Origin of the sequence: Mucilaginibacter sp. SJ (assembly GCF_028993635.1) — a bacterium.
GTDB lineage: Bacteria > Bacteroidota > Bacteroidia > Sphingobacteriales > Sphingobacteriaceae > Mucilaginibacter.
This window is the reverse complement of record NZ_CP118631.1, coordinates 3,238,264-3,257,644: the sequence shown is the minus strand read 5'-3', so window position 1 is coordinate 3,257,644 and position 19,381 is coordinate 3,238,264. Positions and strand designations below refer to the sequence as shown.

The 19,381-nt window shown below is 41.5% G+C and carries 10 protein-coding genes; 6 read left to right on the top strand and 4 right to left on the bottom strand.

Features of this window, described 5'->3' with window-relative positions; translation table 11 throughout:
- Positions 1-2: 2 nt before the first annotated feature.
- From MusilaSJ_RS12960 to MusilaSJ_RS12945, 4 genes are all read right to left on the bottom strand, one after another.
- Positions 3-4,880 (bottom strand): DUF6443 domain-containing protein, encoded by a 4,878-nt coding sequence (locus MusilaSJ_RS12960; protein WP_274990329.1) that lies wholly within the window; start codon positions 4,878-4,880, stop codon positions 3-5.
- A 30-nt stretch (positions 4,881-4,910) separates the two neighbouring features.
- Complete coding sequence (locus MusilaSJ_RS12955; protein WP_274990328.1) at positions 4,911-8,255, bottom strand: hypothetical protein; 3,345 nt, start codon at positions 8,253-8,255, stop codon at positions 4,911-4,913.
- A gap of 1,299 nt (positions 8,256-9,554) precedes the next feature.
- Positions 9,555-9,842 (bottom strand): alpha/beta fold hydrolase, encoded by a 288-nt coding sequence (locus MusilaSJ_RS12950; RefSeq protein WP_274990327.1) that lies wholly within the window; start codon positions 9,840-9,842, stop codon positions 9,555-9,557.
- Between the two features lie 107 nt (positions 9,843-9,949).
- Positions 9,950-10,759 carry a helix-turn-helix domain-containing protein gene (locus MusilaSJ_RS12945; protein ID WP_274990326.1) on the bottom strand — a complete coding sequence of 270 codons (810 nt, stop codon included), beginning with the start codon at positions 10,757-10,759 and terminating at the stop codon, positions 9,950-9,952.
- Between the two features lie 424 nt (positions 10,760-11,183).
- On the opposite strand from MusilaSJ_RS12945, the gene MusilaSJ_RS12940 reads away from it, so the two are divergent.
- The 6 genes from MusilaSJ_RS12940 to MusilaSJ_RS12915 all read left to right on the top strand — a co-directional run bounded on the left by MusilaSJ_RS12940 (position 11,184) and on the right by MusilaSJ_RS12915 (position 19,203).
- Entirely contained in the window at positions 11,184-11,945 is a 762-nt protein-coding gene (locus tag MusilaSJ_RS12940) for an SDR family NAD(P)-dependent oxidoreductase (RefSeq protein ID WP_274990325.1), read from the top strand.
- A gap of 70 nt (positions 11,946-12,015) precedes the next feature.
- The gene (locus tag MusilaSJ_RS12935; RefSeq protein WP_274990324.1) at positions 12,016-12,624 is read left to right on the top strand and encodes a TetR/AcrR family transcriptional regulator; all 609 of its coding nucleotides are present in this window, start codon (positions 12,016-12,018) and stop codon (positions 12,622-12,624) included.
- A gap of 54 nt (positions 12,625-12,678) precedes the next feature.
- On the top strand, positions 12,679-14,043 hold the full coding sequence (locus MusilaSJ_RS12930; RefSeq protein WP_274990323.1) for a TolC family protein: 1,365 nt from the start codon (positions 12,679-12,681) through the stop codon (positions 14,041-14,043).
- A 6-nt stretch (positions 14,044-14,049) separates the two neighbouring features.
- Positions 14,050-15,102, top strand: coding sequence for an efflux RND transporter periplasmic adaptor subunit (locus MusilaSJ_RS12925; protein ID WP_274990322.1), 1,053 nt, complete (start codon positions 14,050-14,052; stop codon positions 15,100-15,102).
- 11 nt (positions 15,103-15,113) lie between these two features.
- Complete coding sequence (locus MusilaSJ_RS12920; RefSeq protein WP_274990321.1) at positions 15,114-18,173, top strand: efflux RND transporter permease subunit; 3,060 nt, start codon at positions 15,114-15,116, stop codon at positions 18,171-18,173.
- Positions 18,174-18,288: 115 nt separating this feature from the next.
- On the top strand, positions 18,289-19,203 hold the full coding sequence (locus tag MusilaSJ_RS12915; RefSeq protein WP_274990320.1) for an NAD(P)/FAD-dependent oxidoreductase: 915 nt from the start codon (positions 18,289-18,291) through the stop codon (positions 19,201-19,203).
- Positions 19,204-19,381 lie beyond the last annotated feature (178 nt).

The following is a 19,381-nucleotide window of genomic DNA, read 5'->3' as shown; positions in this document are numbered from 1 at the left end:
GTTTATTTAAATTTTGTAAACCAATTATATTCGCCCGTAAAGAGTCCTAGACGGGGCTTGAAACTCGCTCTAAGAAACTGATATCTATATGGATCTATGAGCGCATGTTGAACGGTGTTTAACTTTATCACATTAAACCGATTGTTAACAAAATAGTTTGGAATATTATACGCTTTTTGCATACGTTGAGTTATGAAAGCGTGATGAAATTCGTCGCTAATAAGTTGGTAACCTTCCTCAACTTTTATTTTAGCCAATGTTTTAGTGCCGCCACGAGAAGCCTTATATTCACTGAATGTGGGGCCGACATCCACAAACGGAGTGTTCTTAAAGCTCGCAAACTCACTAATTGGTGCAAAGGTTCCAAATCCGACGATTTGTCCGTGAAGCCCCCTCGAGTCTATTTTTGCCCTTACTTCGGCAGGTGCATTGAAGTAATTTACCATGCCATGATATTGGTTCACCCAAAAATCTGTGGTAAATACTTGGATCGCATTATAATAAGCATCACCCGCATACAAAAGAGCCGTTTGGGGCTTATCTATGATTCTATTCCAATTTTGCGTAATGCTAGTTGCATCATCGTAATTTGACATGTCGTCCCACAGGGTTCGCCAATATCCTCTTGTTCGTTGCGCATTAGGTGATTTGTCTGTGCCCGGAGGCTTACTCGACGAAGTTGCCTGTTCGCTTTCCAAGTATCCTATTTGTACCGAATTTGATCCAAATATTTCTTGAAGTTTTTCTAAACTCCAACCGGTACCAATGTCTGTCTCCATCCCGTTAGGGTCGGTATTCCCCATAGGATTGCCCTCAACGTAACTATAGGGACTGAATTGGTGACCACTTTCAGACATTGGGTCAATGGACGTCCATCTTGCCACTAGTGGGTCATAGAACCTTGCACCATAATCGTAATCGCCTATCTCCTCCTCTAATTCTTTCTTGTTATATAAATACTCGTTTTTAGTTCCCGATACACTATAGTTGATCTCCTGTCCATAAGGATAGTAATTGTCTTCTTGGACTTTTCGTGCAACGCCGGTTCTAGAATCGAAGGATACTCGTATATTCCCTAAATGATCGAATAAGTAATATTCATAGTTATAAGATACCGCGTCAATGGGAAGCGACTCTCCTTCGTCGTTTCGAATAAACGAAAGCGCAGATGTTGCACCATCGTATTGAATGCCGGCAACGTAATCTGTATTACTGGTCGCTGCACTTACTCTTCTAAGTTTTTGGCCTGACGCATCATATGTATAGGTTATGGTCTTCGCTCCGGTAACGTTTTGCGGTAAATTAAGCCTGTTATATGAGAAATTCACTGTTCCGGAAATTCGGCTTTGATCTACAAGCATATTACCATTGCCGTCGTAGTTATAGTTTGAAGTACCGTGCTTAACACCGCTATCGTTTAGCGTCCCATCGGTAATGGTTTGTAATATGTTCGTATTAGAGCTTCCTACGGTATAATTATAAGTTAACTGATCAACCAATACTCCGCCAGTATTATACCGATTCAGCGCACGAATATTACCCATTCGGTCATAGGCCGCGATCTCGGTATTTCCTTCCGTTGATGTACCACTAATTAGTCGATTTAATTTGTCGTACGAATAGGTATAACTATTCACGTTTTGTGCAGACGCAGTGCCCCAACTTTGGCTCGCAATATTTCCGTTATATTGCGCTGTTGGCGAAATGCCACTAATGCCATTTACAACGTTATATTGCAATTGTTCTTCAAATAATGGAGCGGTGCTTTTTAAAAGCCAACCCCGTTCGTTATACTGAAACCCAACATCTTGTAAATAACTGGTGCCATTGGTGCTGTGCAAATGTTTTGTTAGCAATTGCCCTATTTCGTTATAGTCTAATTTTGAGAGCTGTACTTTGGTATCCGAAACCGGTGCCGATGTCCCGTCTTGATTCGTAATCTGCTGCCAACTTTCTTTTTGCCTGCCAACATGATCGTAAATTGATTCCTTGGCAATATTGTATTTGATTACAGCATTTGTCTGCCCACTCACGTATATATAATGATTACGTACAGAATTGGTCTGCTGTCTTAAAAAATCGTAAGTATTATCGAAGCTGTCATAATTTCTTATTGTAACATTCGCTCCTTTAAAGTGTTGAACATAGTTTTGTCCGATATTCCAGTTCTGATCGTAGTACTGAGTTTTTAATAAGAGCGGTAGCGAACTCGTTAACAAAGCAACTTTTGACCCTGTCGGAAGTCCTCGAGTCATTTTGTTATAACTGGAAGGCGTATAAATTCCTGGTCTGCCAGGAATATCGTAATTATCGAAGTAATTCGCTGATAGGGTTGAAAAACCAATAGTGGGATAAGTACGCGTGGTATAGTCAGCGCCAGGCAATTTTGTTTCCCATTCGCTTGTTTGAGCGTCAACAAGAGCTTGCTGTTGAGCACGGTAATCTACACCAACAGTGCTTCCCGGCAAGGTATAGAAGCCGGAGATCACTGTTCGCTGGAAACCATCGTATTTAACAAAATTCCACTCTTGAGGGTTTTTCATCCTTTGCACGGAGTCTTGCAATCCGACCAATTGATCCATTTTGTTATAAAGCATCAGCAGCCAACCTTGGCCCGGAATCTTTTTTTCCACCATTCTGTTACGTCCGTCGTACCTGTATTGATAACAAAACGCATCCAATTTATCCTGAGTAATGTTCCCCGCATCAGGGTCAGCATTTGGGGGCAAGACGTAGGTTAAATTAGAATAATCGTCATATACATAGTAGGTAGATAAAATTTCGTCTTGATTAGTATTATCATTGTGATTAAAAACCCGTCGTAGAACAACTTTTCCCGCTTTGTCCTGGTATTCTTCAGTAGTGTTCCATTTTTGATTTGTCTGCGATGGCAACCAGTTTTCATTCTTCGTAACTGTTACAAATAACTGGTTAAGTTGATATCCACCGAGGTCTTTCAACGCTGTTTTAAATTGACCCGGAGCTGGGTAATCCACGCCATATAATTTTGCCCAAAAGCCGGTACCGGATGAAACGCCGGATGCGTTATTGGTTGCATATGCAAATTTGGTAGTGTGCCCGGCATTTGTTGTTCCCGATTTGCCAGTCAATTGCCAATTATCACCCGGAGCTCCCTGCTCCAAAGGACGATCAAGAGGCGATGTCTCAATTTTGGTTTCAGAAGTTGGGAAGTTAGTGCTAGCAACACCAGGAGCATTCCAAGTTGCACTACTTGGATTCGCGTAAAACGAAGCCTGATCGGAAATCGCTGTGGCGTTATACCGCCCGTCGCTTGTGGCGGTCGGTTTAACCGGGTATGGTAAGTACTTAATCGTTTCTCTCCCATAGCCATCGTAAGCAATAGGCTGTATGATGTCGCGCTGTGACGGACTTCCTTTAACCTGCACCTCTTGGATCGGACGGCCCAAATCATCGAGGTATTCTATGTTTGTTTCGACCATAGTCACATCATTACTAATGGCGTATAGCGCGTCGTTGGTAGTAATACCTGCAAGCTTGGGGACCATCGTTGCGATATAGTTCATATCCGCGCTAGGACTGGGCGCGCCGTTATTGACCACCGTGATCGAAAGCGGGGCGGCTCCTGTTCCATAAGCGTTGTAGGCAGTTACAGTATAATTGGTTGGCGCGGATGCGGTAGGAGTGCCACTGATCGCACCATTGCTACCATCGAATGCCAACCCTGGCGATAGGGAAGGAGAAATAGTAAAGGCAGAAGAAACGACTTTTCGAATAAGGTTCGTCGTAAAATCACCAACGTATAAAAAACCAGAACCGTCAACAGCGAGACCAAACGGGAGATTAAAGGTTGCTACGTTTCCTGCGCCATTGTTTGCACCAGCTGTTCCTGTCCCGGCAACCGTAGTTACTACACCGGCAGCGGTGATTTTTCTAATTCTATTATTGGCCTCATCGGTGACAAACAAGTTTCCCTGTTTATCGATAGCAAGCCCCGTCGGAGCGTTAAATTTTGCAGCGGCACCAGTGCCGTCTAAATAGCCACTTGTGCTACCAGCCAGGGTGCTAACGAATCCGGATGGGGTAATTTTTCTTATTCGAGCGTTTACACGGTCTGTTACAAACAAATTTCCTGATGCGTCAACGACGATACTAAAAGGCTGACTGAACGCTGCGGCTGCCCCCTGGCCGTCAGCCGTCCCCGCCGATCCACTTCCCGCTAAGTCACTTACAACACCGGCCGGGGTAATCTTTCGAATTTTATTGTTAAATGTATCTGCAACGTATACATTCCCGGAGGCATCAACAGCAACCCCGCATGGATAATAAAAGCTTGCCGCAGCTCCAGTGCCGTTTGCGCCACCCTGTGAGCCACTGCCAGCAAACGTGGTAACCATGCCAAAAGGGGTTATTTTTTTTATCTTGTTATTGTCTTCATCTGCAACATATATATTTCCCACTTGGTCAGCCGCAAGACCTACCGGATGCCAAAATGCAGCCGATGTTCCTTGTCCGTCAGCATCTCCAGTATAATATCTGCCCGCGAAAAGACTTACAGTACCATTTGGTGTAATTTTGCGAATTATGTGAGTTCCGCCCTCTGCAATATATATGTTGCCAGAAGGATCAACCGTTGCGCCTAGCGGCTGATTGAAGCTTGCAGCCGTTCCTACTCCGTCAGTTGATCCTGCGGAACCGGTTCCGGCAAGGGTCGTAGTTTGCCCGGTCGAAGTTGCTCCGCCGGTATTCGTTGGACTAAAGCTGATCGATACCCCTGCTGTAAGTGTTCTGTTGCGTGGAGTATAACTGATTACGGGAGCTTGTGCATAACTCCTTCCAACGACGAAGAAAAACGACAGCATGACGATTGCTGTCCACATATATTTATTTTTGAATGGCATGGCTTAGATAAGGTTAAGTTTAAATTTGTATCACTGGGCGATAACGTGATAGTCTATATGTTTGACGATATTTCCTGCTTGATCTTTGATGTTCATCAGGCGCTTAGATGCATCGTATTCGTAATAGGTGATTTTACCGGTAACGTCGGTTTGGCTTGTTATTCCAAGTAAAGGTTCATACACAAACGTACTCATTTGCGAATCAGTAGGATATAAGCGAAGCTCATCAATTGTCCCCGTTCCCGAAATTGTCACTGTTCCTCCTGTCGGATAAGTAACAGCGTGTTCGTAATATGTATAACCGTTATATGTATAGCCTTGAGTAACTGAAGTTGAGTTGCTAACCGTTTGTTGGCCATTCTTGCTCCAATAGGAAACAATATACGTTTTTGAAGTGCTCAAACTGTCGCGATATACAGCGCCTGTTGATAAGCTATACACACTTTTACCAGCAGGGGCTAAAATGTCCTTAAGTGGAAATCCGGCATACTTCCACCTTCCTGTACCGTCTGACTCAAATGATGTGTAGGCAACAGAAGCATAATCTGAATTCTTAATCTGCCCGATAACATATTCTTTGTTATAGTCCCAAATGACACTATTGGTCTGTTGCTTATCCGTGAATTGCAAAATATTTCCGTTGCCGAGATCGTATTGATCATATTTAGTAACGGACGGTAACCCAAGGCCGGGATGCGTATCGAGGCTGTCTCTGATCGGCAAGATTAGACTGCCAAATGATTTAAATTTACGATCCAATCGAGAGGTAAATCTTGGCCCTTTGATAGGATCAATTCTCATCTTTAATACAACAAGCAGCTCATTGAGTCTATTGGCATTTCGAAGGGCAACTATGTCGGCGTGCGGAGTATAGGAAAGATCAATGCTGGCAGTAAATGGTCGTACATAGTCAGTTTCGTCATCCTTGCCATCTGACGAAGTAGTTCGTTCAGTAGCTAACAGATTATTGCTATCATAATATTTAGTGCTGGTAATCTTTAGGCTGTCTGTGCCAAAATAATCTGTCTCGGTACTGGAAGACAAAAGCGATTCGAAATCATACAGAGGGAAATAACCTACTAATGACTGCAATTTTCCATTTTGATATTCAGTACCTGAGTAGCTAGACCATCGTACTAATTGACCGTACCCAAAGAGGCGGGCACCATAATAAAGCGCGGAATTGATGTTTGTATATGAGTTGCTAATTTTCTTTAAAAGCGTGTTGTTACTGTCATAGACAAACATTGCATTTACAGATCCATTGTCTGCATAAACAGTGCTTTTTATCGATGGAAGAGTCGCAGAGAGCTGGTTAAATGAATTGACGCCGGTATATATGGTTTCCGGGTGATTTGAGAAAATGGTAACGGTCGAGCCTTTTGCGATATTATTTCCATCAACATCTGTTTTGGTCACCTTGTAATAGCCAACCCCATTTACGGTCATCAATGGACTCGAAGAGAAGAAACCGTTCATATTAATCTCATCCATCGAAAAAGTGCGTGATATCAGAGCCTGTCCATAAGTGGGAAGGTTTCCTGGAGGAACTACTGTGTAGTTATAATGCCTAAAGAACTGAAGTGGCAACATAGCCTTACCTCCTTCATATGAGTATGTAGTCTTTTTTAGTTGTACGTTATTTTTGTTAACCAATTGAGTCGATTTGATTCTTAACCCTAACCCGGAAGAAACCGTATTGGTATTAGTGGTAAAATCAGGAACAATATAATTATCAAACTGATTCAGCTCATAAGTGTAATTCAGCTTTCCTCCTGTCGGATACACAATTTGCTGCAAAATACTTGCTTGACAAAAATTGACATTCGCGGAGTGGTTATCTCCATTATCTCCGAGATCGGCACGGTTAAATTGCGTAGGATTTGGAACTGCCGACGTGTTGGTGCCTTGCCCATTATAAAAGCCCCAATAATCAATGGCATAGCTGTTTTTGGCTGGCAATAGTGTTGTGTTGTAATTGAATAAATAAGCTGCACCGCTGTTGTCTCGCAACGAATTAAGCTTAAGGCGCAAAAATGGGCAATTTCCATAGCCGGACATCGCCACGCCATTATAAACATTTCCACCGACACCAGAAGAGTTGAAATAATCGTAATTGAAGTCGAATGACTTTATTACTTGGCTGGCAGAGTTCACCGTGATTCGGTCAAGCTTTTTTCCACCCAAGACGTCGTCGCGGTTAGAAGTAGAAAAACTTATGTTACCATTCGGAAACACTATTGAACTTAGGGTCGTTGTCGGTTCAGTAGATTCAACCCAGGAACTGCAAATGCCGGTTGATGGTAAATCGTTGCTAATCACCCCTCGTACACAGGCAGATTCAAGTTCATATTGACTGCTTGTTAAATAGGTACTGCTTAAAGCTGCGATTATCTTTTTTTGTGTAAAAGTAGGATAACAATTGTTCGGCGTGGTTTGTGAGTAATTAAATAGTATTTGTTTTTTGTTCCTTGTAATGATTTTAGTCAATAGCCACATGTTTGATGAAGGCAATGGATAATAAGAAACCGTACCCCTCGTTGGAAGTTCAGAAGAGCTTTTCGTTTGAACAGTACTTTTAACCTCGAAAAAGAATTGATCGCCATTCGGGACAATTATTTGCCATGTGTCATTGACTCTGTTAATCACATAACCTTTTTTATTTAGAACAACGGGAACATGGCCAGTCGCAGTCCAGTCATCTATGAACTTGATCGAGTGTCCAAAAAAGGAAGCGGTAAAAATATCCGGTTCTGAATCAATACCTAAACTGTTGTGATCTCCAAAAAAATCACTCGTAGTATTGTAGTAACCTTTAAATGGCGCATAACTGTCTGTATAGATAACAAAACCATGTTGGGTAGTGGGTGCATTGATAGAAATCGGACCGGAACAGCCGAAATTACAAACAGTATTTCCAGTTCCATTTAAATCGCAATATCTAAATCTGAACGGAAATTCATACGGTATGCCGTTGTTGTAGAAATCTGGTAGACGCCTCTTACTTACGTCAGTACTTGCGTAGTCATCTTGATCGTTAATTTGTTGGACAATGCTTCCGACCTGTAAGTCCCAGCCCAATCCAACCCAACTTGCCTCCTGGTTCACACGGTTTCCAGCCGCGTGATACGTCAGATTGAGGGGCAAGGTGACATCATCCACAGTGACGTTGTAGAGAGGAACAGAAATTTCTGGAATACCCGTATATTCACTCACGGGCATTTCTGTATACTTGGTAAACTGAAACGCCGTCGGTGTGACAGGGTGTAAATTGTCAATAATAGAATAAGGCTGAGTTTGTGCAAATAATGAGGAGGAGTTTAAAATTAACAGCGCAAAAACAAGCTGAACCTTCTTTGCTTTAAAGTGTGGCATCAATCGTTAGTGATAAGATTATCGGTTTTAATTAACTATATAAGCGGATAAATGCATTATCCTATTTTAACTGTATTTAATTGGTTCAAAGATATTTATTTTCTTTTTTCGTTAGTAAGATTTTTGATAAAATTGTAAAGTTTTCTCTTTTGAAATGCGTTAGTCGTAATACATTTAGGCTGTTTTCTGTGCCGAAATGTACATAGCGTTGTTTGCTATGCATGAAATTTAAAACCAATCTGTATTAAATCCTTTTAAGAAATAATTACTTATCGTTGTTTTTCGCGTTAACAATACGCTTCAGGATGTCTTCCAAGTCCGCTTGCTGCCTGCGCTCGTCATGTCGTACCGTCATCCGGTACCCCTTCATGTTGCTGACGGTTTCCTTGGGCTGTTCTGCACTTGTAAAGAGGCTTGGCAACTGCCTGGCAATGCTAAACTCTTCAAGCGTTTTTGATAAAGGTTTGGAGATAGCGGTGTTCTTGTAGCTTTTTTGTAGAAGATGGAGCTCGGGCTAATAGGCGGTTTGGAAACAGTTTTTTTCGCAGAGGCGGTGTTGGCGTGAAGGTTAGATCATTATATTGAACAAAATCATCATCTAAGCAAGTCATGTTTTGGTCAGACGAAAACCGTTTCACGAAACACTAAAATCTCTCATGATTCACTACACTCGGCACAAGAAAATTACAACGAATCCTCAAATGGCACTATCTTTGGTCACTACGGTGTAAGACAACAAATAACTTATTCAGGAATTTTCTTTTCCTAAGCTTATAAGTATGTTTGCAACACAACGATCAATGGTCAAATACAGTTTTGCACTGATTGTTGAATAATCTTTTAAGAATTTATAACCAATTATAATTTAAGGACTTATAAGGATGGTTCAATTTCCGCTCTGTTTCTAATTTTACATTTCTTGTATCATAAAGGATAACGGAACGTTATCTATCTGTTAATCGACAAATAAGGTTTAAATTAAAGGATTTTAAGGTGGATTTCCTTTGTAATAACCTCCTCATTCCTTACTTTTGTATTTGTCATTTGAAATCAAACGGCTTAAAATAAAAGTGAGTTTTAAGAGAGTCACTTTTATAACAGTTGGTAAAATATTGACAATGAGCGATCAATGAACAAAGTTCATGTCCCGTCCATTCCGCTAAGAGACCCGTCCGGTCCGCGAAAAGCCTCACTTAGTGAGGCTTTTTTCGTTTAATACGTTGACCAAAGCGGATTTCCGGGATCAAGCAGAAAAATTGTGGGGGAGAAAAAAAAGTGTTTGCTTTGTGGATATAATAATCAACACGCGTCCACGTAAGCGGCAACATATACCAATCCGGCTACTTTATCATTATTCCCGGCATTAGTAATTACTGCTCCACCGTAAGAATAGCCTACCAATAAAACCTTTCCCTCTTGTAGATTAATCAAGTCGGTCGTTTTCTGTACATCATCAGTTAATGAGGTTAATGGGTTTTGTGCTGCTCGAACTTTATATCCTGCCTTTACAAGTTTTGATATTACGTATTTCCAATGTGCACCGTCGCTCCAGGCACCATGTACTAAAATAATTGTAATCTTTTCCATTTTTTTAAATTGCTGTTACTGTTTGAAAACTGTAGCACGAAGGTCAAACAAAAACATAAGCTTAAAAATGGACGTTCTACACTTTGAATTGCACTTTTTTCCCGTAACTAAATTTGGTAAGATTTTCTAAATTGTATAGGTGATAATGCAACCTGATTTGAGAAAAACCGTGTAAAATAAGCGTCGTCTTCGTACCCTAATTTATAGGCGATTTCTTTTGAAGTTAAATCGGTATGAGCGAGTAAACGTTTGGCTTCTAATACAATCCTGTCTTTTATGATTTGATTGGGCGGTTTGTTGCTCAATGCAACTATCTTTTTATTTAAATTTTTAGGCGAAATGTTTAATAATTCAGCGTAATCTGAAACTGATTCCTTGGAATAGAAATGTTGTTCTACCAATTGGCTGAAATTTCTAAGAAAGTTTACGTTGTCCTTATATTTTTCTTCCCATTTTCCGGTATTTTCTTTGGTGAAAATCCGGGTAGATTTTATAATGAGGTTCACCAATAATATCCTGTGCATTTCCTCGGAAGCAAGACCGCCATTTTGAATTTCAGCCTTTACTTCGGAAAAAATATTTTCTATAACAATGCTATCTACCTCTGATAAAGGGATATAAGGAATTTCGAAAACATTATTGAAAAGTATACCATCACAAGAAACTTCTTTGTCGTGAATTTTCACGCAATAAAAATCAGCATCGTAGTGCAACATAAGCCCTTCAACAAACGAATTTCCATCGATAATTTTAAAAAACCGATTTCCATTGATAAAAAAAAGCGTATTGCTTTTGCACTCAATTTCTGCAAAATCAACAACCACTTTTGCATTTTTTTTCAGATAAATAATTTTAAAAAATTCCTTATTTATTGCCTGCAAAGCAGCATTAGAATTGAATTGTAAATATCCGAGCATTTTTTGTTCAGGTAGCCTTTGGCTAATTTACAAAAGTTGATAGGAGTAGACAACTAAAAAACCTAACAATAATGATCTTCCCATCTCAGTAGGCATTCAGGATGTCGAAAAATGATTGGGTAGAAAGCCGGTCATTTTTGGCCGCAGAGGCTGCTTTAACACGCTTAATTACAGTAAGGGTTGCTTTCTTGGACCCGATGGGACCTTGCGGAACTTATGTAGACAGACTAACTTCAATAATATATACTCCTAAGGGTGGAGCCTTGAATCACGGGGAAAGATTACAGACTAACCGTATTTAATGTCTTGAAGCTGTATATGTTTATATGCCTTTATCATTTTCATGTAAGAGAAAAAATTAATCTTGAAAATTTGAACAGTGTTCAGTAATTTTGTAGTGTTTAAAAAACTAATCGAAATAATCATGAAAAAAGCATTGATCACAGGAGCAAGCGGCGGCATAGGGCTGGAAACAGCCAGACGCCTGGCTTCTCAAAACTACCGGATAACGCTGGTAGCCCGTAGCGAGGAAAAATTAAATAAGGCAGTAAAAGATCTGGGTGGCACCGGCCATACCATTTTGGTTGCGGACCTGACGAACAAAGACGACCTGCAAAAATTGGTAACCCATTTAAAAACTGAAAAATACGATATCCTGATTAACAACGCAGGGGCAGGTATGTACGGAAAATTCACCGAAATTCCCTTAGCAGATCAACTGGCCGGTATGCAGCTCAATATGGATGCATTGGTGACCTTGTCTTATGGCTTTTTGCAAAATGCCAAATCAGGAGATACTTTGGTAAATATAGGTTCTCTGCTTGCTCATTCTTCCTTACCAGGAGGCGCTGTTTATGCAGCTACCAAGAGCTTTGTTGCCAGTTTCTCAGAATCCTTGTGGTTCGAGTTTAAGAAAAAAGATATTTTCGTAATGGGTTTTAACCCGGGTGCCACAAATTCCGACTTTCACGCAAACGCCGGCGGGCATATCAGCGATTTTCCAAAATTTGTAATGTCTTCTGTTGAGGATGTTGCGAAAGAGCTCGTTAAAGCTTTGGAAAAGAAGAGGAAACCAAGAGTTGTACAAGGCTGGAAAAACAGGCTTATGTTATTTGGATTTAAGTTATTGAACCGCAAAGCCGCTGTAAACATCATGGGGCAAATCAGTCCCGGAATGCAAAACTAAACGGCGAAACTGAAGCGAGATTTGGCCGGCAGGCCGGCACTCCTATATTTGTACTTTATAATTACTTGAAATGAGCATAGCAGAAAGAAAATTAGAAGAGAAGCAGGAAATGCATAAACGGATCTTAAATGGTGCGCGTAAGATATTCCTTGAAAAAGGCTATGAGCAAGCCAGCATGCGTAGTATTGCCAATGAGATCAATTACAGCCCTGGTTCGCTTTATTTTTATTTCAAAGATAAAAGTGAGATTTTCCAGGAGTTACATAAAGAAGGGTTTCAACTACTGCTCAACCAGTTCAAAGTTTTGGACAAAGTGGGTGATCCTTTTGAGCGCCTGAAAGCGATGGGTCGCATCGTTATCCAATTTGCGCAAGAAAATAAGGATTATTATAACCTGATGTTTCTCGTTGAAGAACCGGCAAAATCGTCTGAAGAGAGTGGCTTTAAGATCGCACAGGAAGCTATCGATAGCCTGGCCACTGTGATAAAAGACTGCCAGCAGAAGGGCAAGTTCAAAGACATGGATACGGAAGATCTCACCTTTATGATCCTTTCGGCCATGCATGGCATCTGTGCGCTTTTCTGTAAAGACCGGACGGTAAATTTTGTCGGCAAAACGAATGAAGAATTAATGGAAAGGGGTTACGAGTGTTTCGTTGCGCTGCTTGAAAAAGGATAACCCTTTTTTTGATCACATGTTGAACTGTGTTTAAATTTATAACAATGTATAAAAATGAAAACTAAAAACAAAAAAATATACGGTTTTGTCCTGTTGGCAACAGCCTTTTTACCCGCCCCATCAGTAAAAGCCCAAAGCAAGCTGGATGATTACATCCGCGAGGGGCTCAGTTCCAATCAAAGCATAAAACAACAGGGCTTTGTGCTCGAACAAAATATATATGCCCTCAAGGAAGCGAAAAGCATGTTTGGGCCGGATGTGACTTTTTCAACCACTTATACTAAAGCCGACGGTGGACGAACGATCGATTTTCCGACAGGTGACCTGTTTAACGGAGTTTATTCCACGCTAAACAAATTGACCGGCAGCAATGCCTTTCCTCAGCTGCAAAACCAGCGCATTTTGCTCAATCCAGACAATTTTTATGATGCCAAATTCCGTACAACCCTCCCCATATTAAACGCGGAGCTGGTTTATAATAAACGGATCAAAGCGCAGCAGGTCGATCTGCAAAAAACAGAAGTACTGCTTTATAAACGCGAACTGGTTAAAGAAATCAAAACGGCCTACTACAATTACTCTAAAGCCGTTTATGCTACCATGATCTATGAATCCTCGCTCAGGCTGGTTGTAGAAGGTCAAAGGATTAATACAAAGCTGTACGACAACAGCAAAGTAAACCGGACCGTTGTGCTCAGGAGCCAGAATGAAGTATCCCGGATCAACGCTTCACTCACCGGAGCGAAGAAAACAGCCGAATCGGCACGCTACTATTTTAACTTCCTGATAAACCGCCCACTTACAGATAGCATCCTTTTAGAGGATATTAACACGCTACCCGCCAGGGAACAATTGTTGGGAAACAGCATTAACGGCAGAGAGGAATTGGCTAAACTCAAGATCGCTAAAGACATTAATGGCAACCTTACTGGGATGGCGAAATCTTATATCATCCCTAAATTAGGGACTTTTATTGACCTTGGCTCGCAGGCTTTTGACTGGAAGTTCAATAACCAAAGCCGCTATTATCTATTCGGTGTATCCCTTGAATGGAACCTGTTCTCTTCAGGAAAAAACAATTATCGGGTAAAGCAGGCACTCGCCGATCGCGAGGCCTTGGCATCACAAACCGATTATGTACAGCAGCAATTGCTTACCGAGCTTAAAGTTAAGCAGGCTGGTATGCAAACCGCCATTGCGCAGTATGAGGCAGCCCAATCCCAATTGAAAACCAGCCAGACCTACTACAATGATATGGTGAAGTTATACAAGCAGGGAATGGCTATTTACATCGAACTGCTGGACGCTCAAAACCAGTGGATAGATGCCCAGCTTAACGCCAATATTGCTCTTTACGACACCTGGATAGCCTATACGGCCATCGAACGCGCCAATGCCAGTTTCACTATTCAACAATAAAATATCATGAAAAATATACAATTATTCAGCATTTTAATAGCAGCATTTACCTTAATCGCTTCTTGTAAAGAAAAACACAAGGAAGAAAATCCAATAGGCGAGCCGGATATCATACCGGTTAAAATCGCCTCGGTGGCAACATTAGGCGTACCCGACCAAATCACGGCCACAGGTCTGGTAAGTACAGAGGACGAAGCCAAATATGCCTTTAAAATAGGCGGCGTGATCAGCCGGATCCTGGTACAGGAAGGCCAGTTCTTTAAAAAAGGCCAATTGCTGGCAACCCTCAATGCTACAGAAATATCTGCAGGTTTGGCGCAATCAAGCTTGGCTGTGGAAAAGGCACAACGTGATTACAGTCGTGCAATGAACCTTTACAAAGACAGTGTTTACACATTAGAGCAATTGCAGAATACCAAAACCGCTTTGGATGTTGCTCAAAAAGCAAGGGAAGCGGTTGCCTTTAATGATCGTTATTCCAAAATATACGCGGCATCTGATGGCTTTGTAAGCAAAAAGATAGCAAACGAAGGCGAAGTGATTGCCGAAGGGATGCCGGTGTTGCTCATCAACTCTACCGAACAGCACAACAGCTATTCCCTAAAGGTTGGGGTAACTGACCGAGAATGGGCCATCATTAAATCGGGACAAACAGCCAAAGTAACGCTCGATGGGTACGTTGGCCAAAAGTTTCATGCCGTGGTATTTCGCAAATCGCAGGCCGCGGATCGCGAGCTTGGTTCTTTCCAGGTAGAGTTAAAGCTGAATTTAAATGGCATAAAGCCTGCAGTAGGTATGTTTGGCAAAGCAGAAATAGCCACCCACCAGGACGAAAATGTTATGGTGATTCCCTACAACTCACTGGTGGAAGCCGACGGCAATAAAGGCTTCGTGTTTACCACTGTCGGCACCAGCAGGGTAAAAAGGATACCGGTTACTATCCTGAAGTTCGACAACGACAATGTATACCTCAAAGATAAACTCGAAGGTATTGATCAGATCGTGGTATCCAACAGTGCGTACCTCAACGAACAGTCCATTATTAAAATCATCAAATAAGGCTATCAGTTATGAAAATCACAAATTTCGCAGTTAAGAACTACCAGTTCACTCTGATCATATTTTTGCTGGTTGCCGTAGTAGGCGTATTAACGCTGTTTACCATGCCCCGCTCGGAAGATCCAACTACGCATCCTCCGCAGTATATCATTACCGTTATTTATCCAGGTACCAGCCCCAAGGATATGGAAGAACAGGTGGTAAAACCCATCGAGAATAAAATCTACGGACTGGAAAACATTGAAAAGATCCTCACTACAGTAGAAGATGGAGTTGCGGTTATCCAGCCAAAGTTTAAATACGGCGTGGATGTAGACAACAAGTATCAGGAGATCTCTACCGAGATCAACGCTTTAAAGAATAGCGAACTGCCCAGGGATATTTATCTGATCAAAACAGAAAAGGTTGCCTCTTCTGATGTAAAAGTATTGCAGGTTGCTTTGGTTTCAGATAACGCATCCGGTAAATTACTCCGCGATCAGGCGGATATGCTGAAAACACGATTAGAAAAGATCACCAACCTGAAAGAAGTAAAATATTTCGGCATGCCCGAACAGGAGATCCGTATTGATATGCAACTGGATAAACTGGCCCAGTTGAAAATACCGCTCAATGTGGTGATCGGCAGTTTGCAAAGCGAGGCCGCGGATATTCCCGGTGGCAGTATCAACCTGGACAGTAAGATCTTCAACGTAAAAACCAGCGGTAAGTTTAAGAATGTTGATGACGTTGCCAATACCGTTATTTATAATGCTAACGGAAAAATCATATACCTGAAAGATGTAGCCAATGTGAGTTATAAGGATGGCGTTGTAAATCACATTACCCGTTTGAACGGGCACCGTTCTATCCTGGTTACGGCAGCAATGAAAGACAACGTGAACATTGCCAGCGTACAAGGAGAGTTCCTTCCGGTATTGGATGAATTCGGCAAAACACTACCTGAAAATATCCGTTTGGTCAAAAACTTCGATCAGGCCAATATGGTATCCGAGCGTTTAGGGCACCTGGGCTTCGACTTTGGACTGGCAATACTTTTAGTGGTGATCACATTATTACCATTAGGCTTCAGGGCCTCCCTGATCGTGATGATCTCTATACCGCTTTCTTTGGCGCTGGGCCTCATTGCCATGAATTTATTGGGGTATTCGTTAAATCAACTGAGCATTGTAGGATTGGTTGTGGCGTTGGGACTGCTGGTGGATGACAGTATTGTTGTAGTAGAAAACATCGAGCGCTGGCTCAGGGAAGGCCATTCACGAAAGGACGCTATCCTGAAAGGCACTAAACAGATCGGTGTGGCCGTAGTTGGCTGTACGGCCACGTTGGTTATCGCATTTTTGCCACTTGCTTTTTTGCCGGATGCAGCGGGTGAATTTATTCGCAGCCTTCCAATGGCCGTGATGACCAGCGTTTTGGCATCTATGATCGTGGCTTTGACGCTTGTACCTTTTTTAGGAAGCCGCATGCTCAAAACGCATACCCATGGCGATGGCAATTTCTTCTTAAAGCACCTGCAACGTTTTCTGACCGTATCTTATGCCCGGGTGATGCCTGTTGCCTTAAAGTGGCCTAAAGCCACCATCGGGATATCATTAGCTTTAAGCGGACTTGCCTTTTTCCTGTTTACCCTAACCGGATTCAAGCTTTTCCCTACTTCTGAAAAGCCAATGTTTTTGATCAATATCAAACTGCCCCTGCAAGCGGATATTCCCGAAAGCGACCGGGTGACCAGGCTGGTAGAAGGTGAATTGAAGAAACACAAGGAGATCGTTTATTATACCTCAAATGTAGGTAAAGGTAATCCCCAGATCTATTACAATGTACACCAGCAGGATGTAAAGCCTGATTTTGCCCAGGTATTTGTTCAACTGGACGAAGAGGCAAGTCCAAAATCGAAAACAGATCTGATCAAACAACTCAGGCAGAAATTTAAAGACTTTCCTTATGCGCGGATTGAAGTGAAAGATTTTGAACAAGGCACGCCGATAGAAGCCAATATCGTTGTCAGGGTATTTGGAGAAAACCAGGATACCTTGCGATCACTTTCGTTTAAAGTTGAAGAGATCCTGAAAAAAAATCCTGGAACTTTTTTTGTCAACAACGAACTGAATACCTACAAATCGGATGTTAAAATAAAAATTGACAAAGAGAAGGCCCGCACCTTAGGTGTGCTTACCAGCGATGTGGATAAAGTGATTAGGATGGCCGTTGCCGGATTGACAGTTGGGGACTATATCGATGACCGGGGCGATTCGCGCAATGTTGTGATCACACTGCCAAGGGATAAGTTTTCTAACCTGGATGCTTTAAAAAACCTCTATGTGAATAACGTTCAGGGTACGCCGGTACTGGTTGATCAGATCGCCACCATTTCATTTGAAACATCGCCCACAGCGATCAATCATTTCAACAAATCACGCTTCGCAAAGGTAACTTCCTTAACCAAAGAGCACGTCCTGGCCAATGATATCCTAAAGGAGGTTGTTCCAGAATTGAATAAATTAAAAATGCCGCCGGGCTATTATTACAAACTTTCGGGAGAAGCAGAATCGGAAGGCGATGCTTTGGGCGGTAACTTTCTGTCGGTAATCATACTAAGTACATTCCTTTTCGTCGGCGTGCTGCTGTTGCAATTCAAAACGTTTAAAGGGATCATTATCGTGTTATCGATCATTCCCCTGGGCATATTAGGCGGTGTGGTGCTGTTACTCATGACAGGCAACCCAATGTCAATGGTATCCATCATCGGTTTTATAGGTCTGTCAGGTATACAGGTTAAAAACTCACTTTTGCTGGTTGATTTTACCAACCAATTGCGCTTGGATGGCCATAGCATTGATGAAGCAATTGCGATGGCAGGCGAAACCCGCTTCCTGCCGGTGGTATTGACATCCATCACTGCCATTTGCGGCTTGCTTCCAATTGCACTGAACCCCAATCCGCTTATAGCGCCATTAGCGATTGTATTGATCGGCGGACTGATCAGTTCAACTATACTGTCGCGAATAGTAACCCCTGTAATGTACAAATTGATTCCGCCGTATTTGGAGAGCGACGGAGAACAATAAAAGTATAATCTGAAATGAAAAAATATCAAGACGGGAGCTAATTAAACAAGGGGGACTTGTTTTATCAGTTTTAACTTTGCCTTTTCCATTAACAGCATTTTTAAATTTTAACGAAATGAAAGATAACAAAAATTTCGACGTAATCATAGTTGGCGGAAGCTATGCAGGACTTTCGGCAGCAATGTCTTTGGGACGAGCATTAAGAAATGTTCTAATCATTGACAGCGGTTTGCCCTGTAACCGGCAAACACCCCATTCACATAACTTCATTACGCAAGATGGAGAAAAACCAGGCGTTATTGCGGAAAAAGCAAAACAACAAGTGTTGAAATATGACACGGTAAAATTCTTAATTGACCTTGCCGTTAGCGGAACAAAAACTGATAAAGGCTTTGAGATTTCAACTCAATCAGGAAAAATATTTTCGGCTAAAAAATTAGTTTTTGCAACAGGACTAAAAGATACAATGCCAAACATTAAGGGATTTTCTGAATGTTGGGGAATTACGGTACTCCATTGTCCCTATTGTCATGGGTATGAAGTAAAGAATGAAAAAACAGGGATTTTCGCAAATGGATATGGTGCATTTCACTTGTCCCGACTTATTAATAACTGGACAAAGGATTTAACGATATTTACCAATGGTAAATCGGAATTGACACAAGAGCAAACCGATGAAATCAAAAGACACAATATTTCAATAATTGAAAAGGAAATCACCTCATTAAAACACAAAGACGGAGTAGTTGAAGAAATAATTTTTTCAGACAATTCAACTTTTCAATTAAAAGTTATCTATTCAAGACCACCTTTTGAACAACACTGTAAAATCCCCGAATTATTGGGTTGTGAATTGACAGAACAGGGACTTGTCAAAGTAGATGCATTTCAGAAGACAACAGTAGACAATATATTCGCTTGTGGAGACAGCACCAATCCTCTTCGTTCTGTACCATATGCTGTATCAACAGGGAGTAATTCAGGAGTATTTTTAAATAACGCTATTATAGAAGAAGATTTTTTAAAATGACAATAAAAGTTGCATAAGTTCTTTCCAAACTCTTTTAATTAGAAGTGTTTATCAAATCAGGTACTATTGATGTTATGCAACTTAATATATCTCTAAATGAAGCTATTCCAGTGTGATGTACAGTCCGTTCATTCCGCTAAGACGAAAGTCAAGAACAACTAAAATCCTGTAAGTCTTC